The organism is Mycobacterium sp., assembly GCF_052145595.1.
Taxonomy (GTDB): domain Bacteria; phylum Actinomycetota; class Actinomycetes; order Mycobacteriales; family Mycobacteriaceae; genus Mycobacterium.
This window is the reverse complement of sequence record NZ_JBKQOI010000192.1, coordinates 1-23026: the sequence shown is the minus strand read 5'-3', so window position 1 is coordinate 23026 and position 23026 is coordinate 1. Positions and strand designations below refer to the sequence as shown.

Here is a 23026-nt window from a genome sequence, read left to right as displayed (position 1 = left end):
GTCAGGCGGGATCGGACTTCTCCAGCGGCGAACCGAACCGGAACCGGCGGCCCGTAACCATCTCGGGAACGATCCGCACATAGTGCGACTTCTCAGACGCCGTCCAGGGCAATACTTGCGCACGCTCGGCTTCCTCGATCTCCTCATTGGTGCGAAGCGAGCGCGCATGGCCCTTGACGATCACGCTCCATCCCCCGGCGGCGCTATGGTCGTCGACCTCGAACAGCACGCGATGATTTATCGCGGTGCTGACCAACTTGGTGCCCTCCGCGGTGCGAAACAGCACGGTGCGGCGCTGGACGGCGTAATTGACGGGAAAGATCTCGGGCTGACCGTCAACACTGGTGACCAGCCGCCCCAGCGCTACACCTGCCATGAGATCCCAGCATTCGTGCACCGGCAGGATGGTGACCCCATCATCGGTTGCAGACATCAGACCCCTTCTTATCAACACGCGATTGGGCGGGAGTGTACGAGGCTTATGTCGTACGTATTGACGATGACGCTATCGAAAATAGCCGAGAAACAGCGTCGGCCAAAAGTCCTGCCTCGCCGGGACCAAACTTGTTCAACCACTTAGCCGTGCGTGCGATTGGTGTCTAGCGGATGTGCAAGACATCGCCCGACGGACGCCGCGGCGTGGGCGGCGGAACTGCTTCCATCGGCGGAGCTATCCCGGCGCGGATCAGCACCTGCGGTTCGCCTCGCCCGTTGATCAGGTTGCGCACGATGTCGCGGCTTTCATCGATTTCGATCAGATGGGTCAGCGTACAGGTCGCCATGAAGGCCATCGTGCACTCGAGCAACACGGTCGACAACACCTCGCCGCACCTCAAGACATCCGCCCTGGTGTCGTCCGGGGTGGACAGCACCAGGATCTTCGACCAGTCCACCGCGACCCTGGGGCGCCGGTCCTGGTGGCTCCTGACCGGGAATTGGCGCGCCACGTCGACCCGGTGGCTTTCTTTGTCGGACACCAGCGCGCTGGGCGGCACACCCTCGGCCGATGCGAACGGTGAGGTCCACCATTCGAGTTCGGCGTGATACGACGCATCGTCGCGGCGGAGCACTTCGGTGAGCTGTGAGGCCTTGACCAGATGCGGTCGCACGTCGTCGGACAGGACGTCGAGCGTCACCAGGCTCTGATCGAATGTGCTGCGCAAGACAGGTTCGAACAGATTCCAGTAGGTGGGCTGGCCCAGCGGAAGCCGGTCGGTTCTGCGTTGCAGAATCGCCTTGGCGCGGTCGCGCTGGGCGCTGGTGACGCGATCAACGGAAGTGAATTCGATCGACGCCAGATGGTCGGTGTCGTTCGGGTTGGGGAACCGTTCGATTTCCGCCTGCCAACCCGCAGCAAGCATGGCGACACTAAGGTGATCGAGCGCGGCTCCACAACTGATGATCGTTTCCCGGCCCGAGCGGTCCGTGCCCGGCACCGTTCGGTCACGATCGACGAACAGGCGCAATACCCCATTCTCTGCCACCCACCGCCACGGCTGGCTGTTGTGCACCGACGGAGCCCGGCAGGCGAGCTGCACCGCGTTCTTGAGAGTCTGGGTGTCCAGCTTCGCATCCATGGTGTCGATCCCCTGCCGAGTTTCGGGTTCGCTATCGACGGTAGGTGGACGCCGCAGTAGTTACTAGAGCCGTATGTCCCGCTCGGCGGGGCCCTTTGACGCCAAACGGCGTCGCGGGGGCTAACAGCTTTAATTGCCGTTAGGCGGATCGGTCCGTTGTCCGCCGCTGACCAAAGCCTCAGGGCCCAATGACCTGCCGCTCGGGACCAAGGACCCTGGCGTGCGATGTTCGGATGCCCGAGGGTCGAAGTGAGATGGGAAGCGGGTGAGTGCAATGACCCAAACGACGGTGGACACCGGCGTCCTCAGCAGCGCAGTCGAACTTGCGTGCCGTGCACCTTCACTGCACAACAGCCAACCTTGGCGATGGGTGGCGGGCCGCACCAACGTCGATCTGTTCGCCGATCCGAACAGGATAGTGGCCTCGACTGACGGCTCAGGTCGCGAAGCGATGATCAGCTGCGGCGCCGTGCTCGATCACTTCGGGGTCGCGATGGCCGCCGCCGGCTGGGACACCAACGTCGACCAGTTTCCCAACCCGAACAATCTCGACCACCTTGCCTCGATCGACTTCGCTGCGATGGACTACGTCAGCCAAGCCCGGCGCGACCGCGCTGACGCGATACTGCGTCGGCGAACAGATCGCCGTGCGTTCCGCGCGCCAAAGAACTGGGTGTCGTTCGAACCCGTGCTGCGCAGCTCGTACGACAACGATTTGGCCGAGCTGGCAATATTGACCGATTACGCGCGACCGCGCCTGGCGGAGGCCTCTCGGCTCACCGAGTCGCTACGCCGCTACGACGATCTCTACCATTACGAATTAGATTGGTGGACAGCGCCTTCCAGGGAGTTGGAAGGGATACCCGAAAGCGCGCTGATGTCCGAGGAGCAGCGCCGCGGAGTTGAGGTGAACCGCCGGTTTCCCGGCAAAGGGGACACCCGGAAGGATTCCGCGCGCACCCACGACCAGGCGACGATCCTGGTGTTGTTTACCCACGGTGAGACCCGCGCGGATGCCCTTGATTGCGGGCAGGCGCTTTCGGAGGTCCTGCTCGAGTGCACGATGGCCGGATTGGCGACTTGCATCGTGACGCACCTGACGGAGCTCGAAGCCGGTCGCGACATCATCCGGGAGCTCATGCCCGGTGCCACAGGCGTGCCGCAGGTTTTGATCCGGGTCGGCATCGAGCCGGCGGGCGAAGTGGCTCCGGAGCGCACGCCGCGGCGACCGTTGCGCGATGTCTTGGAGCTCCACCGCTAGCGCTGCACCGAACCCTCGGGGTCCAACCCTTTCCACCATCAATGAGAAGGAGCCGGTGATGGAGGCCAACGTCGGGGACTGGCTGGTAATCAAGAGCGGCAGGATCGGGCATCGGGACCTGCGCGGATTGATCACCGCGGTGCGGTCGCCGGATGGCGGGCCGCCATACCGCGTTCGATGGCTTGACACCGGTGAAGAGGCGACCGTCTTCCCGGGCCCAGACGCAATCGTCGTCACGGCCGCCGAGCAGAAGGCCGCCGACGAGCGGGCACGATCACGTTTTGCGGCGATGCAAGCCGCCATAACGGATCACGCGGGCGGCGAATAGCCGAATTCGCGACCCTGCCGAATTTGCCGGCAACCCTGTCATCAAGTGACTTCAGGCCCTATGCGGGACGTGCTCACCCCGGAAATGCTCAGACCACCCTGCGCGCGAAGGAAGTGACATGAGTGCAACGCTCGGCGGTCCGCTGCTGTTGACCGACTCCGACGTCGATTCGCTCGCGTGGCGGTTCCTGAACTCAGGCGATGCCGATGACACCTATGCCGATTGGCCGCTGGATCGACGCCTCGACGGCTTTCTCCGCCGCCAGGGACTGGTCCGGCTGGTCGAAGACGGCGACGCATACGAGCTCATCCTCAACCGTGTGATGGCCTACATCGGCGTGCGTCCCACCCGGGCCGCCGAGTAGTCACCGAGCCGACGAACGGCCCGCAAGCCCGGGACTTCGGTCCCTACCGCCGATTGCGGCGGACTGGTCGGATGGACATCGTCAACGCGTTTAGCGGTTTTTCTCGAGATTTGAGGAGACATCCATGAGCACTCTTCCCGTTCAGCGTCGGGCGATGTCGCTCTTCCCGGAGTTCTCGGAGCTGTTCGGCGGCTTCCCTCCCCTGGCCGGACTCCGTCCCGTTTTCGATACCCGCGTCATGAAACTCGAGGACGAGATCAAGGACGGGCGCTACGTGGTGCGCGCGGAGATGCCGGGCGTCGACCCTGCGAAGGACATCGAAATCACGGTGCGCGAAGGACAACTGACCATCAAGGCCGAGCGTAGCGAGAAGAAAGATTTCGATGGACGCTCGGAATTCTCATACGGTTCGTTCGTTCGCACCGTGTCGCTGCCGGCGGGCGCCGATGAAGACAACATCGAGGCCACCTACGACAAGGGCATCCTCACCGTCTCCGTGGCGCTTGCCGAGCCGAAGCCGACCGAGCGGCGCGTTCAGGTTCAGTCCGCCAACTGACGATCGCGGTGCGTAATGGCCACAGCAGCTGACGTCACCCGGCACTCGCCGCGGCGCGTGTTCCGCGACCGCCGCGAGGCCGGCCAGGTGCTGGCAAACCTCCTCAGCGCCTATCGCGACCGACACGACGTGATCGTCCTGGGCTTGGCGCGAGGTGGGCTCCCCGTTGCCTGGGAGGTCGCGGCCGCGCTGCACGCCCCGCTGGATGCCTTCATCGTGCGCAAACTCGGCGCCCCCGGCCATGAAGAGTTCGCGGTCGGAGCGTTGGCGAGTGGGGGCCGCGTCGTGGTCAACGACGACGTCGTGCGGGGCCTGCGGATCACGCCGCAGGAACTGCGCGCCATCGCCGAGCGGGAGGGTCGGGAGCTGGTCCGGCGCGAGGCCGCCTATCGCAACGGACGTCCCCCCGTCGACGTGACCAACAAGACGGTCATCCTCGTCGACGACGGTTTGGCCACCGGCGCAAGCATGTTCGCGGCGGTGCAGGCGCTGCGCGAAGCCGAGCCCGCCCACATCGTGATCGCGGTGCCGGCGGCCCCGGAATCCACCTGCCGGGAATTCGCCGGCCTCGTCGACGATGTCGTATGCGCGTCGATGCCCACCCCATTTTTCGCGGTCGGGGAGTCGTTTTGGGACTTCCGCCAGGTCAGCGACGAAGAGGTGCGTGAGTTGTTGGCCACCCCGACGACCGAGGCCCGGATCAGCGAAGCCGCGGCGCGTACCCCGGCCGAGGTGATCGGCAGCGTGGCCATCGATTGTCCGGAGGGCATCCCGCCGCGCGAGACGTTGGAGGAGTTGATCGGTGACGCGCGGATCGTACTGATCGGTGAGGGCTCGCACGGCACGCACGAGTTCTACAAGGCTCGGGCCGAGATCACCAAGTGGCTGATCGACGAGAAGGGTTTCTGTGCCGTCGCCGCGGAGGCGGACTGGCCCGACGCCTACCGGGTGAATCGTTACGTTCGCGGTCTCGGCCAAGACAAGAGCGCCGACGAAGCGTTGAGCGGATTCGAGCGCTTTCCGGCGTGGATGTGGCGCAACACCGTCGTTCGCGACTTTGTCGACTGGCTGCGCAGGCGTAACCGGCTGCACGAGTCGACCGGTCAGCGGCAGGCCGGCTTCTACGGCCTGGATCTCTACAGCCTGCACCGCTCGATGGACGAGGTGATCACCTACCTCGACAGGGTCGACCCGAAGGCGGCGGCTCGGGCGCGGGACCGTTATGGGTGCTTTGACCACGCTTCGGCCGACGATGGTCAGGCGTATGGCTTTTCGGCGGCTTTCGGCGCCGGTCCGTCGTGTGAGAATGAAGCGATCGACCAGCTGGTCGAGATCCAGCGCAATGCTTTGGTCTACGCGCGCAGGGACGGACTGCTCGCCGAGGACGAACTGTTCTACGCCCAGCAAAATGCGCAGACGGTGCGCAATGCGGAGGTGTACTACCGCGCGATGTTCGGCGGGCGTGTCAGCTCGTGGAACTTGCGTGACAAGCACATGGCGCAGACTCTTGACGCACTGCTGCATCATCTGGATCGCCACCACGACGTGCCGACCGCCCGAATAGTGGTGTGGGCCCATAACTCTCACGTCGGGGACGCGCGGGCGACCGAAGTGTGGGCCGACGGACAACTCACGCTCGGTCAACTTGTCCGCCAGCGGTACGGCGATGACTCACGTCTCATCGGGTTAAGCACATACACGGGCACGGTGACCGCTGCCAGCGAGTGGGGCGGCATAGCCGAACGAAAGGCCGTTCGCCCGGCGCTCAATGGGAGTATCGAAGAACTCCTACACGAGACCGGCAGGAGCGCGTTCCTGGTGTCGGCACACATCAGCTCCGAAGCCGCGGACCCGCTCAGTGCCGTTCGGTTGGGGCGCGCCATCGGCGTGATCTACCAGCCCGAAACCGAACGGCAAAGCCACTACTTCCACGTCCGGCCCGCCGACCAATTCGACGCGATGATTCATATCGACAGGACCCGGGCGCTTGAACCTCTCGAGGTGACGAGTCTGTGGATCGCCGGCGAAACACCGGAAACATACCCCACCGGCCTATAACCGTCGACGACGAGTGGAGTCAACGAACATGCAGACGCCAGCACAGCCGCCTGCGCGCCGACCCCAAATCGTCACGTTGACCATGAATCCGGCGCTCGACATCACGACAAGTGTGGACATCGTGCGGCCAACCGAGAAATTGCGCTGCCAGGCCACCCGCTACGACCCGGGCGGCGGCGGCATCAACGTCGCGCACATCGCACACACGCTGGGCGGGTCGGTGTTGGCGGTATTCCCCGCGGGCGGGGCGACCGGCGGCCTCATCGCGCGGCTGCTCGGCGACGAAGGTGTGCCGTTTTGGCAAGTTCCGATCGCCGCGGCAACGCGAGAGAGCTTCACCGTCAGCGAAACCAGCAGTGGCCAGCAGTACCGGTTCGTCCTTCCGGGGCCGCAGCTGACAGTGCCCGAACGGGAGCGCTGTCTCAACCAGCTGCGCACGGCGGCAAAGTCGGCCGAATTCGTCGTGGCCAGTGGCAGCCTGCCGCCGGGCGTACCCGCCGACTTCTACCAGCGGGTTGCCGACATCTGCCAGGAGCTGGGCGCCCGCCTGATCCTGGACACCTCCGGCGGCGGTTTGCGGCACGTCTCCTCCGGGGTGTTTCTCCTCAAAGCAAGCGTGCGGGAACTGCGGGAATGTGTGGGACGGCCCCTGGCCACCGAGGCCGAACAATTCGCCGCGGCGCATGAACTCGTTGATAGCGGTCGTGCGGAAGTGGTGTTGGTCTCGTTGGGATCTCATGGCGCGCTGCTTGCGACGGAGTATGTGAGCCAGCGTTTTTCGGCGATTCCGATGTCATGCGGGAGCGGCGTGGGGGCGGGCGACGCGATGGTAGCCGCGATCGCGGTGGGGCTGAGTCGCGGATGGCCGCTGGTCAAATGCGTTCGGCTGGGCATCGCCGCCGGCGCGGCCATGCTGATGACACCCGGAACGACCGCCTGTGATCGGGCGGATGTGGAGAAATTATTCGCGCAATCTGCAGAACCCTTCGACGTCGCCGAAGTCTGAACCTCAATCGCACGGCCCGGGGACGAACGGCTTCCCAGATGAGGCCTAACGACCCCTCCGCAGAAGGCCGCCGCGCAATAGCCTGACATTGAGCGCATCAGACTAGCCAGGAGCCGACATGAACCAGCTGGACGCGAAGTCGGTGGTCGTTGGCGTCAACGGCTCGCAAGCCGCGGTTAACGCCGCCAAGTGGGCGATCGACGAGGCGCTGAGTCGGCAGCTGCCCCTTCGCCTGGTCTACGTCATCCGCCCCCCGGAGGCGCAGATCGGTTCGGCGCCGATCTCGGAGTGGGAGCTCGAACGCGCCGAAATGGCGCTATCCCAAGCCGGCTGCGCCATACAGAGCGCGGGAAAACCAGTCGAGATCGAAACGGCTGTTCTCTCAGGGGATCCCGCGCAAGTGTTGATCGATGAATCACAGGATTCAGCCATGGTTTGCGTGGGCACCGCCAGGCGGGGATGGGCGTGTGACGGGTTGTTGGGCCCAACCGCTGCCGCGTTGGTCGCGCGTGCGCAATGTCCGGTAGCGATCATCCGCACCAACCCCGACGGATCGCCGACAGAGCTCGGTGTGATCGCCGTCGTCCTCAATGACGAGGCGGACAACGACGAGGTCGTGCACCAGGCAATGGAGGAAGGACGGCGCCGCCACGCTACCGTGCGGCAGATCGATCGGCGATTGAACAGCTGGATCCGACGCTACCCAGATGTGCACGTCCAGACCGTTGCCGCGGGCACCGGGGTGAAGTCCGGGGAGAAACAGAGCAGCGCCATCGACTTGGCCGTGGTGGGCAGCGCTGACGCCGCCGAGATGGTCGGGCTGGCTACCCCGAACTGCCATCCGATTGTGGGCTACCCCGACTGCTCGGTGCTTGTGGTCCGCCATTAAGCCGCAGGCCGCGTCTATGAAAGAGTTAGCCACGCCCCAGTCGATCGTCGTCGGTATCGATGGCTCAAAGGCGGCGATACGCGCAGCGCTGTGGGCGGTCGACGAGGCGCTCAGTCGTGACGCCCCCGTGCGCCTCCTGTGCGCGAGCGCACAGGACGACAACTCCGAAACCGGGCAGGCCACCGCGGAACTGGCGATTCGCCACGCACTCACGGCGATCGAGGCCTTAGGCAAACCGGTGAAGATAGAGACCGAGGTTACTCCCGGGCCCGCGATCGGGTCTTTGATCAGCGCATCGGCATCGGCGGCCATGTTGTGCGTGGGCGCGGTCGGATTACGTCACTTTCGAGCGGGTCGGGTGGGTTCCACCGCCGCGGCTCTGGCCGTATCGGCGAGGTGCCCCGTGGCGATCATTCGAGGCCACGACGACCACCTCCACCGGCCGGCGGATTGGGTGGTCGTCGAGGTGGACGGGTCTCCCAACAACGGTGTGTTGCTGGGCGCCGCCCTCGAAGAGGCCCGGCTGCGCGACGCTGCCATCCGGGCAATCATCTGCCGGCGAACCGCGCCGGGAGATAGGGAGGCGGCGGATCCCGAAGGGAATCGCCGGGCACTCGCCGACCTAGATCGAAGGCTCGCGCAGTGGAAGCGCCGCTATCCGGATCTCCGCGTGGAATCGATGGTGGTACACGGCAGCCTCCTGGAGTACCTGGCTTACAACCACCGGTCGGTGCGGTTGGTCATTGTCGGCACGCACAACCGTCAGCAATTGGATGAACTCGTCGGACCGGTCGGCAGTGCGATCCTGCAGGACGCCGACTGCTCGCTGCTCGTCGTCAATCGACAACATTTGTGAGACCGGGTGATTATAAAGATGTGGGATATTGAGTCGGTCGTTCCATGACCCTGGCCTCGGACGGCCAGCAGGAGGGACTCGTAATGGTCAAGGTTTTCCTGGTCGACGACCATGAAGTCGTTCGACGTGGTCTAGCCGATTTGCTCGCATCGGACCCTGAGCTCGAAATCGTCGGTGAAGCCGGTTCCGTATCGGAAGCGAAAGCGAGGATACCGGCGTTGAAGCCCGACGTCGTCGTGCTTGACGTGCGTCTTCCCGATGGGAACGGAATCGAACTGTGCCGCGACCTGGTGTCCGATCATCCCGACCTGCGGTGTCTGATGTTGACCTCCTTCACCTCCGATGAAGCGATGCTCGAGGCGATTCTGGCCGGCGCCAGCGGCTACGTCGTCAAGGACATCAAGGGCATGGAGCTCGCCCACGCGATCAAAGAGGTCGGTGCCGGAAAATCTCTGCTGGATAACCGGGCGGCCGCTGCGTTGATGGCAAAGCTGCGTGGCGCAGCGGAGCGCGAAGACCCACTTTCCGGGTTGACCGAACAGGAGCGAACGCTACTTGGGCTGCTCAGTGAAGGTTTGACCAACAGGCAGATCGCCGCCCGGATGTTTCTCGCCGAGAAAACGGTGAAGAACTATGTGTCGCGGCTGCTGGCCAAACTGGGCATGGAGCGGCGGACACAGGCAGCGGTGTTCGCCTCGAAATTGGATCAACGGCCCGGCCACCCGACCATGTCGACCGAAACGCCGCAGGACTAGCCAGCGCGGCCCAGGACTTGCCTGGTGTGTTTGCTCGCAGCCACCGCGCCGGTGCGGCGATGAGCGGTTGGCGCCGGGGCCATCGGTTTTAGGCGGCCTGATCCGTTCGGGTTAAGCTGGGTATTGGCAACTACGCGTTATCCAGGTTCTTGGTGTCGTTTCGTGCCAACGCAAGCTGCCAGATGGCGGTAGTTGTCGTGGAGGTATCAGGTCGGGTGGCCAGCGACGAACGCAGTTCAGCCTTTGCGGGGCTGGGCCAGCGTGGGCTGCTTAGCAGGATGCATGCGCAACTCGATGAGTTGCTGGCGGCGCGCGATCAAATGGAGCAATTGCTGCGCGTATTCGTCGAGATCGGCGCAGACCTCGATCTTGACGCAACGCTGCACCGCATCATTGCGGCGGCCAGGGAACTGACCTCTGCCCCCTACGGCGCGCTGGCCGTGCGCGATCCCGAGGGCAACCTGGTCTCGTTCATCCACGAGGGAATGGATGCCGAGACGGTGGGGCGCATCGGACACCTGCCGGTTGGCAAGGGAGTTTTGAGCGTGTCACTCCTGGACACGCCAGCTCTGCGCATGGATGACCTGACCGCGCATCCGGCGGCCGTCGGGTTCCCGGAACACCACCCTCCCATGCGGGCCTTCCTTGCGGTGCCGATCACCCTCCGTGAGACCGTGTTCGGCAGCCTGTATCTGACCCATGTCGACCCGACGCGGGTGTTCTCCGAATCCGACGAGGTTGCCGCTCGCGCGCTGGCGTTTGCGGCCGCGGTCGCCATCGACAACGCGCAACTGTTCGAGCGCGAACGGACGTCGGTGAAGTGGATGGAGGCCAGCCGCGAGATCACCACCGCGCTGCTGTCGAGCGCCGAGCCGCACCGGCGCCCGCTGCTGTTGATCGCCGAGCGCGCGCGCATCCTGACCGATGCCGAACAGGCGATCGTGCTAGTTCGGGCCGACGCCGACCTCCCCGATGACGAAACCGACACGCTGGTGGTGTCTGCCGCGGTGGGGGTTCATGCCGCCGAGGTGATGGGCCGGCGAGTTCCGGTGGACGGTTCCACCAGTGGCCATGTCTTCCGTTCCGGTAAGCCGCTGATCACCGAGGCGTTGAGATACCCGATCCAGGCATTCACCGACGTCGGGCAGCGCCCCGCGATCGTGATGCCGCTGCGCGCCCACGATCAAGTCGCCGGCGTGATCGCGATCGCTCGCGGCGCCGATCAGCCGCCATTCGACGAAAGTTATATCGACCTGGTGAGCGATTTCGCCACTCACGCCGCGATGGCACTCGTGCTGGCGTCGGCGCGTGAGGACGCGCGCCGGCTGACGATCCTCGCCGAGCGTGAGCGCATCGCGCACGATTTGCACGACCATGTCATCCAGCGGCTATTCGCCGCCGGCATGGACCTGCAGGGCACGCTCGCCAGGGCGCGTTCGCCGGAGGTTGCCGACCGCCTCAACCGCACGCTCGATGATCTGCAAACCATCATCGAGGAAATCCGAACGACCATCTTCCAGCTCAAATCCCCGTTGGGAAAGTATGGGGACTTTCGACATCGGCTGCAACGAGTGGTCGCCGACCTGACCGAAAGTCGTGACATTGTGACCACCGTGCGCATGCACGGGCCGATGACCGCCGTTGGCGGTGAACTCGGCGAGCACGCCGAAGCGGTCACCACGGAAGCCGTTAGCAACGCCCTTCGCCACTCCGGTGCGTCGCGGCTGACCGTCGAGATCAGCGTCGCCGACATGTTCATCCTCGACATCATCGACAACGGCTGTGGCATACCCGTCGACAATTTGCGCAGCAGCGGCTTGGCCAATATGAACTACCGCGCCGAACAACTCGGCGGCACCTGCGAAATCGGCAATCCACCGGAGGGTGGTACCCGGGTCCACTGGATCGCTCCGCTGACCGATCACTAAACACTGCCCCGGGACCTATGGCGCATGCGTGGGGTCTAACGCCCCTTCGAATCGGCCCCGACTCCGAATAACGTCGGGTGCGGACAAATACCATCGGCACGGAATTAAGACGGCCATCAAAACGGCCATCAAAACGGCCATCAAAACGGCACTGAGAGAGATCATGAGCGATCAACCAGTTGATGTCGCGGTTACGGCCCAACTGCTCGACGGACGGGTCGTGTCGTTGCGTCGCCTCACCACCGACGATGCCGAAGCCGTCAGGACACTCCATCAACACCTCAGCGATCATGATCGCTACTACCGGTTCTTTACGCTGCAGGCGGTCCAGCTTGACGAAGTCGTCGGCGAGCTGACCGAGCCCGTCCAAGGGCAATTCGCCCTCGGCGCATTCGACGCCACCCGCCTGATCGGTGTCGCGAACTACACCTTTGTCGGCGAAGCCGGCGAAGCTCCGAAAGCCGCCGAAGTCGCGATAGTGGTCGCCCACGAAGACCATTCGCTCGGCGTCGGAACGGCCCTGCTCAAACGTCTGGCCCGGATCGCCCGAGCTCATGGCATTGGCCGCTTCGTGGCGGACGTGCTGGGCGAGAATCATCTGATGCTCACGGTCTTTTTCGATCTCGGGTGGCCTTGTGAGCCAATGGATTACGGATCGATTCGCCATGTGGAGATCGAGCTGCCCCACTTTGTTGAAGAGGCGTCGACGTCCGCCGAGGCGGTTTCATAACGAGGAGTCCGAAGTGCCGGATATTGCAAGCAAATTCGGAGTATTGGTGTGCGTGGACGGGTCAGCGGCATCCGACGCCGCCGTGGCCTGGGGCGCCCGCGAGGCCGTCATGCGCAAATTGCCCATCACGCTGATGCACGCCGTCCCACCCGTGGTCGTCGGCTGGCCGGTGGGTCAACTGTATGCGGACATGCCCGAGTGGCAGCAAGACGACGCGCGGCAGGTCATTGATCAGGCGCGCAAGACGCTTAGCAGCAGCCTCGGCGGGTCCGAGCCACCTGAAATACGCACCGAGCTAATCTATTCCAGCGTTGTGCCGGCGCTGATTGATGCCTCCAAGCAGGCCTGGATGGTCGTCGCCGGCAGTCAGGGCATGGGTGCGTTGGGACGTCTGCTGTTGGGCTCGGTCACCACGGGACTGGTTCACCATGCCCACTGCCCGGTAGCGGTTATCCACGCCGAGGACAGCGCGGCTCCCGATCCCAACGCGCCGGTGCTGCTGGGCATCGACGGATCGCCCGCGTCGGAAGCGGTGACCGCTCTGGCCTTTGATGAGGCCTCGCGCCGCGGAGTCGGGTTGCTGGCGATCCACGTATGGAGCGATGTGGGGGTGTTTCCGGTCCTCGGCATGGATTGGCGCGACCGCGAGAGCCAAGGACATGAGCTCCTCGCCGAACGCCTGGCGGGCTGGCAGGAGCAGTATCCGGATGTGCGCGTGGAGCGATTGCTGTTCTGCGACAAGCCGTCCCATTGGCTGCTCACGGAATCCGAACGTGCTCAGCTGGTGGTGGTGGGAAGCCACGGCCGCGGGGGCTTTCCCGGCATGCTTTTGGGTTCGGTCAGCTCCGCCGTGGCCCAAGCGGCAACGGTTCCGGTGATTGTCGTTCGCCCCGGTTGATCACGGACCAATTTCGGGCCCGCGGCGGTGGGATTGCGCGCCAGGGCCTTTGGTCCCGCGCTTCGAGGTCGTTCGGTAGGCTCCTTCGGCGCCCCGAACTCGTACCGTCCTAGCTTATGACTTACGTGATCGGTGCCGCATGCGTAGATGTGATGGAGAAGTCCTGCGTCGAGGAATGCCCCGTGGACTGCATCTATGAGGGCGCCCGGACGATGTACATCAATCCGGATGAGTGCGTCGACTGTTGCGCGTGCAAACCGCTTTGTCGCGTCGAGGCGATCTATTGGGAGGGCGATCTGCCCGATGACCAGTTGCAGCACCTGGCCGACAACGCCGCTTTCTTCAGCCAAACGCTCCCGGGCCGAGACGGCCCGCTGGGCTCCCCGGGTGGCGCCGAAGACATGGGCCGACTCGGTGTCGACACGCCACTGATCGCCGCACTGCCGGCACGCGAAAGTTCATAGGTGGCTTCATAAGCGGCATGGCCACGCACCCGGCGTCAACTGCGTACCACCAGTACCGAACATCCGTTGTGGCCGTGAGTGATTGGACCGACCAACCGCGCGACCTTACCGGCGTCCCCGCTCCCCACCACCGCGAGTTGAACTGATTCCTGCGTTTGGGTGAGAAAGTCAGCGGCTCCGCTCCTCGCGGCGGCCGGGAGGACGTGCACCTCGGGATACTGAGAGACCCAGGGACCAAGTCGATGGTCCAGCTGTTGGTAGGGAATTTCGCCCAAACCCCAGCGCCACACGCCCAGCGCCAAGATCGGTGCCTCACGAAGCCGCGCTTCCCGGAACCCAAGTTCGAGAACCGCGTCGTTGCCGGGTGAATCGTCGACGACGACGCCGACATATCCGGAATCCGACGCCGCGGCTTCGCGGCTGCTGCGAATGATCGCCACCGGGCAATGCGCTTTGCGGGCCACGGCATCCGCGGTCGAGCCGAGGAGCTTGCGCGCGACTCGCCCGATGCCCACGGAGCCTATGCAAACCATGGCCGCGTGTCGCGATGCGTCGATCAACGCGCTCTCCGGCGATCCGTGCACGATGTCGGATTCGACTTTGACCGGCTCGCCCGTGGCTTGGAGCGCCGCATTTGCGGCGCGCAGCGACGCTTGGGCGTATTCGACATCCACGCTTTCATCAAAGGTGGCCGCACCCGCACGCCGGTTGGGGACGGCATGGATCAGCCGTAGTGGGATGTTGCGGCTGACGGCCTCGGTGACCGCCCACTTGGCCGCATAGATCGCCGCGTCTGAGCCGTCGATACCTACCACGATCCGCTCCGATGACTGCGGATGGTTCATCGCTTCCTCCCGATCTGACAGCTGGGCTAGCGGAACGGCCCCGGTCCGCCAATCTCAAACGTTATTGGGCGATGTCGGCCTTCAGCAGGGCCGTTCGACCTCGTTTTCGGGGGTAATTGTCACCGGCCGGGTGTCGTCACGCGACCTCGATGGTGCGCCCGGGCATCAGAGGTTGCACGCTACCGCGACATTCGACCAGGATCGGTCCAGCGTTCCCGGCTTCAGAGGTCAGGGTGCCGGTTCGTCCACTGATCTTGAGGTGAAGACGTTGGCCCCGGTATACGAACGCGAACTCGACGGGGCCGAGCGCTTCCGGCCAGTGCGGGCCGATGACCAGCCGGTCGTCGCGCGTTTCCAGCCCGGTGAAACATCGCTGCAGCAGGTCGACGCTGCCGGCCATCGCGGCCAGGTGTATTCCTTCCGCTGTGGTGCCGCCCTGGATGTCGACGATGTCGGAGGCGAGCACCTGCACGAAGTACCTCATGGCGTTGTGTCGGTTGGCGCGGGCAAGGACCCACGAATGCACGATGGCACTCAGCGTCGATCCGTCCGAGGTGCGCGCGAGGTAGTAATCGACCGTCTTCGGGATTTGCTCGGGCGCGAAGCGGTAGCCGAGCCGGCCGAACACGCTTAGCAACTCTTCGGACGACAGCAGATAGAACAACATCAGCACGTCGGCCTGTTTGGACGCCTTGTAGTTGTTCACGCTGTCGTCTTCGGCTTCCAGGATGCGATCGAGCCGCTGAATGTTTCCGTACCGCTGCCGATAGCGCTCCCAATCGAGTTCCGCCAGTTCCGAATAGCCTTCGAACTGACTGATCACATCGTCGTGGAAGGGAACGAACATGCGGCGCGTAACTTGGTGCCAGCGGTTGAGTTCGTGGGCCGCCAGGTCGAGTTTGCCGACAAGGTCGAGCCGGTCCCGCAGCGGCAGCAGGTTCAGAGCGTCCATCGCGCGCAGGATCACCCAGACCGCCATCACGTTGGTGTAGGCGTTGTTGGCTATTCCGTCGTATTCCTTGCCCGGGTAGCCCGAATGGAACTCGTCGGGCCCGATGATGCCCCGGATCGTGTAGCGGCCGCGACTGTCGTCGAAACTGGCCAGGCCTACCCAGAAACGGGCGATCTCGACCAGCATCTCGGCTCCGTAGTCGATAAGGAACTGACGGTCACCGGTCACCTGGTAGTGCTGCCAGGTGTTGTACGCGATGGCGAGGCCGACATGGTGCGCCCGCGCGCTGGCATCCGGGTTCCACCGGCCGGACTCGGGATTGAGGTGCAGTTGCTGGCTCACCTCGCGCCCGTCGCTGCCCGATTGCCAGGGGTACATCGCGCCGAGGTACCCGGCCGCCCGGGCCGCGAGCTGGGCCTCGGGAAGCCGCCGGTACCGATAGAGCAGCAGCGACCGCGACACGTTCGGCATGCGAAAGTTCAGCACCGGGGAGACGAACAGCGAATCCCAGAAGACATGCCCGCGGTAGGCCTCGCCGTGCAGCCCGCGCGCGGGGACTCCGGCGTCGAGCTCGGCGGTGTGCGGCGAAATGGTCTGCAGCAGGTGCACCAAATGCAGCCGCAGCACCCGCAGCGCGTCTGGGCTGTCAGAAAGGCCGACGTTGCATTGCTCCCACAGCCGGGCCCATGCCCGGGCATGCTGCTGATGGAGATCGGCATAGCCGCCGGCCGCATCGAGGTATTGCTGCGCGGTGCCCGCCGGCTCGGATATGGCGGGGTCGCGACCGGTGAAGATGGTCGCCACCTTCTCGCACGTGATCGACTGCCCCGCAGAAATCGGGACCTGGATGTCGTGACCGCACCGGTTGCCCTCATGCACGGGGGTGTACCGCGCGTCGGCCCGGATATCGTCGCACCACACGGTGCTGCGCGCGCCGACTGCGATCGCGATGCGTGATTGCGACGTTTGAGTTTGCAATATCACTGCGCCGGGCCCAATTTCGTCGATCACAGTTTCGGTGAGGTGGGTGCTCGACAGTGATCGATAGCGAGCGACCATGGTATTTTGCACGGTTCCGTCCAGCAATGATCTGAACTCGACTGTGCCTGACCAGTTCTCGGCAACGATCGTGGTCTGCATGGCGAGCACGTGAGGCTGATGCATGGACGCGAAGCGCTGCTGGGTGAGCGTGGTGATCTGGCCCGAGCCGTCCCGGAATCGGAGCTTGCGGGTCAGCGTCGCGTTCCGTAGGTCAAATATCTGCCGGTAGGACAACAACTCGACGTCGTCAACGTCAAACCATGCTCCGCCGTTGATCCGGAACGTCAGCGACAGCCAGTTGGGCAGGTTGACGAGGCTTTCGTTCTCGATCGTCCGGCCCGCGACCTGATCGGCCAGCTCGTTGTACACGCCGGCGGCATAGGTGCCCGGGTAATGTGCTCCGGATGCCTCAGATGCCGTTGCCTCCGGCGCGCAACCGCGGGTCGCGACGTAGCCGTTGCCGACGGTGCACAGCGCTTCGCGCAGCCGCTCGTTAGCCGGGTCGTAGCCCTCGTAAACGAGCTCCCAAGCATTGCCGGGCGCTGCCGCTTCTTCCAGACCTGTCGCCAGCCGACGGACGAATTCGGCGACCGCGGAGGGGCTTTCGAGACTGAATAGCGCGGCAGACGGGCGATCGCCATCTTCGCTGTGACGCACCACGATTCCTATACCGTTGAATTCGACCGCGTCGAAGGCGTCTTCGTCAGTGAGGTCATCGCCGATGTAGATCGGCAACACGGCACCGGGGCCGGCGGCGCTGTCGCTCCCCACGATGCGCTGGAGAAGCCAATTGAGCGTCGTGTCCGTGTTCCAGCCGATGTTCGGGCGAAGTTGAATGACTTTGCGACCGGGAGTGACGCGGAGCCCCTCGGCGCGCCCGAGTTCACGGGCCGCCCGGATGACCCGGTCGATGTCGTTGGGATCGGCGTTGCGGTAGTGAATGGCAATCGCAAAGCGCTTGTGCTCCAAGGCTATTCCCGGCACATCAGGGAGCATCTGCGCTAATCGGCCGGCCGCGTCCGCCAGGGTGCCAATGAGGCCGGCGGCGGCGGTGTTCTCGTGGAGCGTGCCGTCCGGTGCGAGCAGTTCAAAGCCGTGATTGCCCGCGTACCACACCCCGTCGACCTTGACCCGTTCGCGGACATCGGCCAGATCGCGACCGCTTACCACCGCTACGGGGCACTGCGCGGCCAGCGCGCGCAACGCCTCGGCGGCGCCATCTACCGGTGTCGCCGAGTCCGGATGTTCGACGATGTCGGACAGCGTGCCGTCGAAGTCGAGGAAGACCACCGGTCGCCGGGTTGCCACCAGTTCTTTCAGCTGGCCGTAAACCTGCGCGGTATCGGCGATGGCCGACATGGCGCTGCCACCGTGTCGCACCGAGATCTCGGCGAGGTCGGCGACCACGGTGTCGGCGCCAGACGACAGCAGTTCGCTGGCGTGTCCGTCCTGCTCGATACCGATGACGAGGCTGAAGCCGCCGTCCCTGCCGGCCCTCACGCCGGCTTCGTCGCGGTCGATAACCACGCAGCGAACGGGGTGAACCCCTAGGTGGCTTGCCATCTCTGTCAGGACCGCTGGATCGGGCTCTCCGATGGTTTCGGCTGTGTCGACAAGAACGCCGATGAGTTCGTCAGCGCCCGCGGCACGCAGCGCTCGCGCACAGTCGTGAGAGGATGAGTAGATGGCGGTTGCGACACCGACATCTTGCAGGCGCCGCAGCAAAGGGATGGTGGAATCGCGAATCTCAACCGTGCCCGGCCCGGTCTCAAAAATAACGCTGTCGAGCCCGAGGATCACAGCGTCGTGGTAGCGCCTGTCGATAGTGGCGGGCCATTCGGTCACTTATCTGACGATGCCACAGCGCGAGCCCCGGTCAACCCCAGTCACGCACGAAGGTCTCATGTCCACGGGTTTGGTGACTAAAGCCTCATGATCGACGATTGTTCGGGCAATAGCGTTTTCGATGACCGAGGAGAAGGAAATGTCTGCACCCGAGAACCGCCACGGCGTCATCGTCGGAGTCGATGGATCGGCCGCCTCCAACGTCGCTGTCTGTTGGGCGGCACGCGATGCCGCGATGCGACGCGTCCCACTGACCGTGGTCCACATGGTGAGCGCGGTCGTGCCGACGGTGCCGCAGATGCCGGTGTCGGCCGGCGTTGCGGTATGGCAGGAAGAAGAAGGCCGACAGATTCTCGAGCGGGCGGTCAAGGTCGCCGAAGACGCCGTGAAGACGGACCGCGGGACCGAGATCAAGAGCGAGCTCAGGTGCGCGCCCCCGGTGCCGGCGCTGGTCAAAATGTCCGAGGATGCCGAGATGGTCGTCGTGGGCAGCAACGGGCGCGGATCGGTGGCGAGGCTTTTGCTGGGTTCGGTTAGCTCAAGCGTGGTGCGAAGCGCGCGCTGTCCGGTCGCGGTCATCCGCGACGAAGACCCGCTAATGCCCCACCCCCAGCAAGCTCCAGTGCTGGTGGGCATCGATGGCTCACCCGCCTCAGAGCTTGCGACCGCCATCGCGTTCGACGAAGCCTCTCGGCGCGGTGTCGAGTTGATCGCGTTGCACGCGTGGAGCGACGTCGAGGTTTTCGAACTCCCCGGCTTGGACTGGTCAGCGGTGAAGTCGGACGCGGAGCGGAGTCTGGCCGAACGCCTGGCGGGCTGGCAAGAACGCTACCCCGATGTCACGGTGCACCGGGTCGTCGTTTGTGACCGGCCGGCCCGGCAGCTGATCGAAAAGTCGGAGTCCGCACAACTCGTCGTCGTGGGCAGCCACGGCCGAGGTGGCTTGGGCGGCATGCTGCTGGGTTCGGTCAGCAACGCCATCGTTCACTCGGTCCGGATGCCCGTGATCGTGGCGCGGCCGTCCTAGAGCCCGCCAGAAATGCCCACAGCGACGGACGTCGGGTCGGCGGCAATGACCGCAGTGCCCTACGTCGATGTGCACGAAACTCACACGGGTGTGGTGGTGCTGGCCGGTGACCGGGCATTCAAGGCGAAAAAACCTGTATTGACCGACTTTCTCGACTTCCGCGCCCCGGAGCAGCGCGAGCGCGCCTGCCGCCGCGAAGTCGAGTTGAACAGTCGCCTTTCGCCCGACAGCTATTTTGGCGTCGCGCATCTGACCGACCCGGGCGGCGGGCCGCCCGAACCAATCGTCGTCATGCGGCGCTACCACGACGACGCCCGACTGGCGTCCATGGTGACCCGCGGCCACGACCCGTCCGGCGGATCGCTTCAAGCCGTGCTGGACACCATCGCCGCCGTGTTGGCCCGCTTCCACGAGCACGCCGAGCGAAGCCGGGTGATCAACGCCCAGGGCGAGGTCGGCGCGATCGACCAACGCTGGCACGAGAACCTGTCGGAACTCAGCCGCTACGCCGACACGTCGATATTGGACGTCTCGGGCGAGACCGTCTCGCGGATCCAGCGCCTTGCCGCCGAATTCATTTCGGGCCGCGAACCCCTTTTTTCGCGCCGCATCGAGGAAGGATGCATCGTCGACGGACACGGCGATCTGCTCGCCGACGACATTTTCTGGGTTGGCGGCGAGCCGGCGCTGCTCGACTGCCTGGAGTTCGACGACGAACTTCGCTACGTCGACCGCGTGGATGACGCGGCCTTCCTTGCGATGGATCTAGAGTTCCTGGGCCGCAAAGACTTGGGAGACTACTTTCTCGAACGCTACGCCGCACATTCGGCGCATCCGGTGCCGGCGGCGCTCGCAGACTTCTGCATAGCCTATCGCGCCGTCGTGCGGGCCAAGGTTGACTGCGTGCGAGCGTCGCAGGGCAAATCGGAGGCCGCCGAAGACGCCGCCCGGCACCTCGCCATCGCGACCGAGCACCTTCAGAACGGTAGCGTTCGCCTGGCGCTCGTCGGCGGAAACCCAGGCACCGGAAAATCCACTCTTGCGCGCAGGCTTGCCGAAAGGACTGGGGCGCAGGTTATCTCAACCGACGACGTACGCCGGGAACTACGCGAGTCGGGCATCATTACCGGCGCCCCCGGTGTCCTGGATCAGGGCCTGTATGCCTCGGACCACGTCGCGATGGTGTACGAGGTCACCCTGCGGCGGGCGAACCTGTTGTTAGTCAATGGCCAATCGGTGATCCTCGACGGCACCTGGCGGGATCCGCAGATGCGCGCTCGGGCTCATCGCCTTGCTTCCGAAACGCATTCGGCAATGGTGGAACTCGTGTGCTCGGCGACGGTCGACACGGCCGCCGGCCGAATAAAGACGAGGCGCCCGGGCAACTCGGAGGTGACTCCGGAGATTGCCGCGGCATTGGCCGCCCGGCATGCCGGCTGGGACGCGGCGCGCCAGATGGACACCTCACGACCGCTCGCGCTCTTGGTGCAAGAGGCCCACGATGTCTGGCGTCGAGCGGCTGGTGGTGATTGACATGACAGTAGAGCTGCCCGATTCCCAGGTAATCCAGAACGCGGTGGCGCTGGCCTCCCGTGCGCCTTCGCTGCATAACAGCCAGCCCTGGCGGTGGGTTTCCGAGGGTGCGTCGCTGCAGCTTCGGGCCGATCGCAATCGCGCAATGCCGGCTACCGATCACACGGGCCGCGAATTGATGTTGAGCTGCGGCGCCGTCCTTGACCACCTGCGGGTTGCCATGGCCGCCGCCGGCTGGGACAGCACCACGGAACGGTTCCCCGAGCCGGACGACCCGGATCATCTGGCCACACTGCAATTCCGGCCCGTGCAGACCGCCACGGAGACCGTTACGGAGGCGCACCGGCTCCGGGCGGATGCGATTCGTCGGCGCCGCACGGATCGGCTGCCGTACGATGCGCCGGCGGCCTGGCCGGCCCTGGAGTCGGCGCTGTCCCGCGCGGTGAATTCGTACGATGTGCTGCTGGACGTGGTGGCAGACGATGACCGCCCACAATTGGCCGAGGCTTCTCGGCTCACCGAGACGCTGCGCCGCTACGACACGACCTATCTGTCTGAACTGCGTTGGTGGACCTCACCGTTCGAGCCCGACTCCTATCATGTGCCCGAAAGCGCTCTGGTTTCCAACTCCGAAGCCGCCCGGGTCGATGTCGCGCGCGCGTTTCCCCCGGCAGGCGGGGGCCAGCGCCGCGCCACCGTCGAGCACGACCGCTCCAAAATCGTGGTCCTCTCCACTCACGACGACTACCCCTGCAGCGTATTGCGCTGCGGTGAGGCGCTGTCGGCGGTACTGCTGGAGTGCACCGTGGCCGGCCTGGCCACCTGCACGCTGACGCACATGACCGAAATGGCGATGAGCCGCAACATCATCGCGCAGATCACCGGAACCGTTGGTCAGCCGCAGTTGCTGATCCGGGTCGGTAAATCACCGGCGCACGAACAGCACGTCGAGCCCACCGCTCGGCGTCCGGTAGCCGAAGTCCTCGAGCTTCGCAATTGACCAGCAACCGCGAAAGGAGGTATCGCCCATGACTCGGCATTGGCTCGTGATGGAGACCGCCGGAGAAGGGGTCACGGCGCCGTTCGTCGCCCGGTTGGCCGGTGCCGGCCGGCATTTGCCCGAGACTCATCTCACGACGGACGAACTGATGGCGACCACACGCCACCGCACCCACATCGATCTAGAACGGCTGACCGGGATCCACGAGCGCCGCGTCTCGGTGGGCGACGAGGATTCCTACAGTCTTGCCACCAAGGCGGCGCTGAACGCGCTGGCCACCGCGCAACAGGACCCAGCGTCGCTCGACGTGGTGATCAGTTGCAGCATCACGAAATTCCGCGGCGGTCTCACGCAATGGTTGGAGCCCACGATGAGCAGCGCCGTGGCCCGCGGGATCGGGGCGCACAAGGCGATGACCTTCGACGTGTCCAACGCGTGCGCCGGGATGCTCACCGGGGTAACCATTTTGAACAACTGGATCCGGCAAGGCATTGTCGAACGCGGACTGGTCGTGAGCGGGGAGTACATCTCGCAGCTCAGCCACAACGCGGCCCGCCACATCCGCAACATCATGAGCAATGAGCTCGCGTGCCTGACCCTCGGCGACGCCGGCGCGGCACTTGTGCTGGAGCGGGCGCCCGCGGGCTCGGCGGGAATCGCCCTCGCCGGCTTCACCACGGTCGCCGACTACAGCCGGCTCTGCTTGGCCTATCCACAGGGCCATGATCCGGGCGCGCGAATGTTCACCAATTCCCGTGCCATCCAGAAGGCCGCCATTGCGGACACCCCGCTGCTGTTAAATGAAGTGCTTGAGGCCGTTGGCATTTCGTTTCACGACATCGACCACGTGATCACACACCAGACCTCGGCACGTGCTATCCGCAAAGGAATGGCCCAAATTTCGGCGTCGCTCGGCGACAGCGCCGGGCACGACTGGGTGATCACCGTCGACCGGTACGGCAACACGGCATCGACGACCCACACGGTGGCCCTCGTCGAGGAACTCGAGGCCGGACGCATCGTGGCCGGAGAACGGATCGCGCTGGTTGCGTTGGCCTCCGGGCTGGAGATCGGCATGGTTTTACTGACCCTGGATGAGGATTTGGTGAGCCG

At 64.7% G+C, this 23026-nt stretch carries 21 protein-coding genes; 17 read left to right on the top strand and 4 right to left on the bottom strand.

Annotation, left to right across the window (positions count from 1 at the left end; translation table 11 throughout):
* Position 1 precedes the first annotated feature (1 nt).
* Both ACLP4W_RS17460 and ACLP4W_RS17455 read right to left on the bottom strand, forming a co-directional pair.
* On the bottom strand, positions 2-433 hold the full coding sequence (locus ACLP4W_RS17460) for a pyridoxamine 5'-phosphate oxidase family protein (protein ID WP_442388012.1): 432 nt from the start codon (positions 431-433) through the stop codon (positions 2-4).
* A gap of 166 nt (positions 434-599) precedes the next feature.
* Complete coding sequence (locus ACLP4W_RS17455) at positions 600-1577, bottom strand: Acg family FMN-binding oxidoreductase (protein ID WP_442388011.1); 978 nt, start codon at positions 1575-1577, stop codon at positions 600-602.
* Between the two features lie 274 nt (positions 1578-1851).
* Here ACLP4W_RS17455 and ACLP4W_RS17450 point away from each other — a divergent pair, with 274 nt between their 5' ends.
* From ACLP4W_RS17450 to fdxA, 13 genes are all read left to right on the top strand, one after another.
* Positions 1852-2838, top strand: a complete 987-nt coding sequence (locus ACLP4W_RS17450; protein ID WP_442388009.1) for an Acg family FMN-binding oxidoreductase — start codon at positions 1852-1854, stop codon at positions 2836-2838.
* 58 nt (positions 2839-2896) lie between these two features.
* Complete coding sequence (locus ACLP4W_RS17445) at positions 2897-3166, top strand: DUF1918 domain-containing protein (protein WP_442388007.1); 270 nt, start codon at positions 2897-2899, stop codon at positions 3164-3166.
* Positions 3167-3284: 118 nt separating this feature from the next.
* Positions 3285-3530 (top strand): hypothetical protein, encoded by a 246-nt coding sequence (locus ACLP4W_RS17440; protein ID WP_442388005.1) that lies wholly within the window; start codon positions 3285-3287, stop codon positions 3528-3530.
* A gap of 124 nt (positions 3531-3654) precedes the next feature.
* Entirely contained in the window at positions 3655-4086 is a 432-nt protein-coding gene (locus ACLP4W_RS17435) for an Hsp20/alpha crystallin family protein (protein ID WP_442388003.1), read from the top strand.
* Positions 4087-4101: 15 nt separating this feature from the next.
* Positions 4102-6144, top strand: coding sequence for an erythromycin esterase family protein (locus tag ACLP4W_RS17430; protein WP_442388001.1), 2043 nt, complete (start codon positions 4102-4104; stop codon positions 6142-6144).
* A 28-nt stretch (positions 6145-6172) separates the two neighbouring features.
* Positions 6173-7150, top strand: coding sequence for a 1-phosphofructokinase family hexose kinase (locus tag ACLP4W_RS17425; RefSeq protein WP_442387999.1), 978 nt, complete (start codon positions 6173-6175; stop codon positions 7148-7150).
* Positions 7151-7268: 118 nt separating this feature from the next.
* Entirely contained in the window at positions 7269-8039 is a 771-nt protein-coding gene (locus ACLP4W_RS17420) for a universal stress protein (RefSeq protein WP_442387997.1), read from the top strand.
* A gap of 16 nt (positions 8040-8055) precedes the next feature.
* The gene (locus ACLP4W_RS17415) at positions 8056-8895 is read left to right on the top strand and encodes a universal stress protein (protein ID WP_442387995.1); all 840 of its coding nucleotides are present in this window, start codon (positions 8056-8058) and stop codon (positions 8893-8895) included.
* Between the two features lie 83 nt (positions 8896-8978).
* Positions 8979-9650, top strand: coding sequence for a hypoxia response regulator transcription factor DosR/DevR (gene dosR / locus ACLP4W_RS17410; protein WP_442388031.1), 672 nt, complete (start codon positions 8979-8981; stop codon positions 9648-9650).
* Between the two features lie 278 nt (positions 9651-9928).
* On the top strand, positions 9929-11578 hold the full coding sequence (locus ACLP4W_RS17405; RefSeq protein ID WP_442388030.1) for a GAF domain-containing protein: 1650 nt from the start codon (positions 9929-9931) through the stop codon (positions 11576-11578).
* Positions 11579-11741: 163 nt separating this feature from the next.
* Positions 11742-12308, top strand: a complete 567-nt coding sequence (locus ACLP4W_RS17400; protein WP_442387994.1) for a GNAT family N-acetyltransferase — start codon at positions 11742-11744, stop codon at positions 12306-12308.
* A gap of 13 nt (positions 12309-12321) precedes the next feature.
* A complete protein-coding gene (locus ACLP4W_RS17395; RefSeq protein WP_442387992.1) occupies positions 12322-13206 on the top strand; it encodes a universal stress protein in 885 nt (294 codons plus the stop codon).
* Between the two features lie 116 nt (positions 13207-13322).
* Positions 13323-13670, top strand: a complete 348-nt coding sequence (fdxA, locus tag ACLP4W_RS17390; RefSeq protein WP_442387990.1) for a ferredoxin — start codon at positions 13323-13325, stop codon at positions 13668-13670.
* 35 nt (positions 13671-13705) lie between these two features.
* On the opposite strand, the gene ACLP4W_RS17385 is transcribed toward fdxA, so the two are convergent.
* Both ACLP4W_RS17385 and otsB read right to left on the bottom strand, forming a co-directional pair.
* A complete protein-coding gene (locus tag ACLP4W_RS17385) occupies positions 13706-14515 on the bottom strand; it encodes a universal stress protein (protein WP_442387988.1) in 810 nt (269 codons plus the stop codon).
* A 136-nt stretch (positions 14516-14651) separates the two neighbouring features.
* Positions 14652-18353 carry a trehalose-phosphatase gene (gene otsB / locus ACLP4W_RS17380; protein ID WP_442387986.1) on the bottom strand — a complete coding sequence of 1234 codons (3702 nt, stop codon included), beginning with the start codon at positions 18351-18353 and terminating at the stop codon, positions 14652-14654.
* A gap of 139 nt (positions 18354-18492) precedes the next feature.
* Between otsB and ACLP4W_RS17375 the strand changes: the two genes are divergently transcribed.
* The 4 genes from ACLP4W_RS17375 to ACLP4W_RS17360 form a co-directional block, all read left to right on the top strand.
* A complete protein-coding gene (locus tag ACLP4W_RS17375; protein WP_442387985.1) occupies positions 18493-19380 on the top strand; it encodes a universal stress protein in 888 nt (295 codons plus the stop codon).
* Positions 19381-19392: 12 nt separating this feature from the next.
* On the top strand, positions 19393-20913 hold the full coding sequence (locus ACLP4W_RS17370; RefSeq protein ID WP_442387983.1) for an AAA family ATPase: 1521 nt from the start codon (positions 19393-19395) through the stop codon (positions 20911-20913).
* A 1-nt stretch (position 20914) separates the two neighbouring features.
* A complete protein-coding gene (locus ACLP4W_RS17365; RefSeq protein ID WP_442387981.1) occupies positions 20915-21913 on the top strand; it encodes an Acg family FMN-binding oxidoreductase in 999 nt (332 codons plus the stop codon).
* A gap of 28 nt (positions 21914-21941) precedes the next feature.
* The coding region (locus tag ACLP4W_RS17360; protein ID WP_442387979.1) for a 3-oxoacyl-ACP synthase III family protein at positions 21942-23026 on the top strand (1085 nt) is incomplete at its 3' end.

Coding starts and splice junctions, on each gene's coding strand:
- ACLP4W_RS17440 (WP_442388005.1), top strand. CDS start 3,285: ATGAGTGCAACGCTCGGCGGTCCGCTGCTGTTGACCGACTCCGACGTC.
- ACLP4W_RS17370 (WP_442387983.1), top strand. CDS start 19,393: ATGCCCACAGCGACGGACGTCGGGTCGGCGGCAATGACCGCAGTGCCC.
- ACLP4W_RS17460 (WP_442388012.1), bottom strand. CDS start 433: ATGTCTGCAACCGATGATGGGGTCACCATCCTGCCGGTGCACGAATGC.
- ACLP4W_RS17435 (WP_442388003.1), top strand. CDS start 3,655: ATGAGCACTCTTCCCGTTCAGCGTCGGGCGATGTCGCTCTTCCCGGAG.
- fdxA (WP_442387990.1), top strand. CDS start 13,323: ATGACTTACGTGATCGGTGCCGCATGCGTAGATGTGATGGAGAAGTCC.
- ACLP4W_RS17450 (WP_442388009.1), top strand. CDS start 1,852: ATGACCCAAACGACGGTGGACACCGGCGTCCTCAGCAGCGCAGTCGAA.
- ACLP4W_RS17365 (WP_442387981.1), top strand. CDS start 20,915: ATGACAGTAGAGCTGCCCGATTCCCAGGTAATCCAGAACGCGGTGGCG.
- ACLP4W_RS17385 (WP_442387988.1), bottom strand. CDS start 14,515: ATGAACCATCCGCAGTCATCGGAGCGGATCGTGGTAGGTATCGACGGC.
- ACLP4W_RS17375 (WP_442387985.1), top strand. CDS start 18,493: ATGTCTGCACCCGAGAACCGCCACGGCGTCATCGTCGGAGTCGATGGA.
- ACLP4W_RS17405 (WP_442388030.1), top strand. CDS start 9,929: ATGCATGCGCAACTCGATGAGTTGCTGGCGGCGCGCGATCAAATGGAG.
- ACLP4W_RS17430 (WP_442388001.1), top strand. CDS start 4,102: ATGGCCACAGCAGCTGACGTCACCCGGCACTCGCCGCGGCGCGTGTTC.
- ACLP4W_RS17420 (WP_442387997.1), top strand. CDS start 7,269: ATGAACCAGCTGGACGCGAAGTCGGTGGTCGTTGGCGTCAACGGCTCG.
- dosR (WP_442388031.1), top strand. CDS start 8,979: ATGGTCAAGGTTTTCCTGGTCGACGACCATGAAGTCGTTCGACGTGGT.
- ACLP4W_RS17415 (WP_442387995.1), top strand. CDS start 8,056: ATGAAAGAGTTAGCCACGCCCCAGTCGATCGTCGTCGGTATCGATGGC.
- ACLP4W_RS17455 (WP_442388011.1), bottom strand. CDS start 1,577: ATGGATGCGAAGCTGGACACCCAGACTCTCAAGAACGCGGTGCAGCTC.
- ACLP4W_RS17425 (WP_442387999.1), top strand. CDS start 6,173: ATGCAGACGCCAGCACAGCCGCCTGCGCGCCGACCCCAAATCGTCACG.
- ACLP4W_RS17445 (WP_442388007.1), top strand. CDS start 2,897: ATGGAGGCCAACGTCGGGGACTGGCTGGTAATCAAGAGCGGCAGGATC.
- ACLP4W_RS17400 (WP_442387994.1), top strand. CDS start 11,742: ATGAGCGATCAACCAGTTGATGTCGCGGTTACGGCCCAACTGCTCGAC.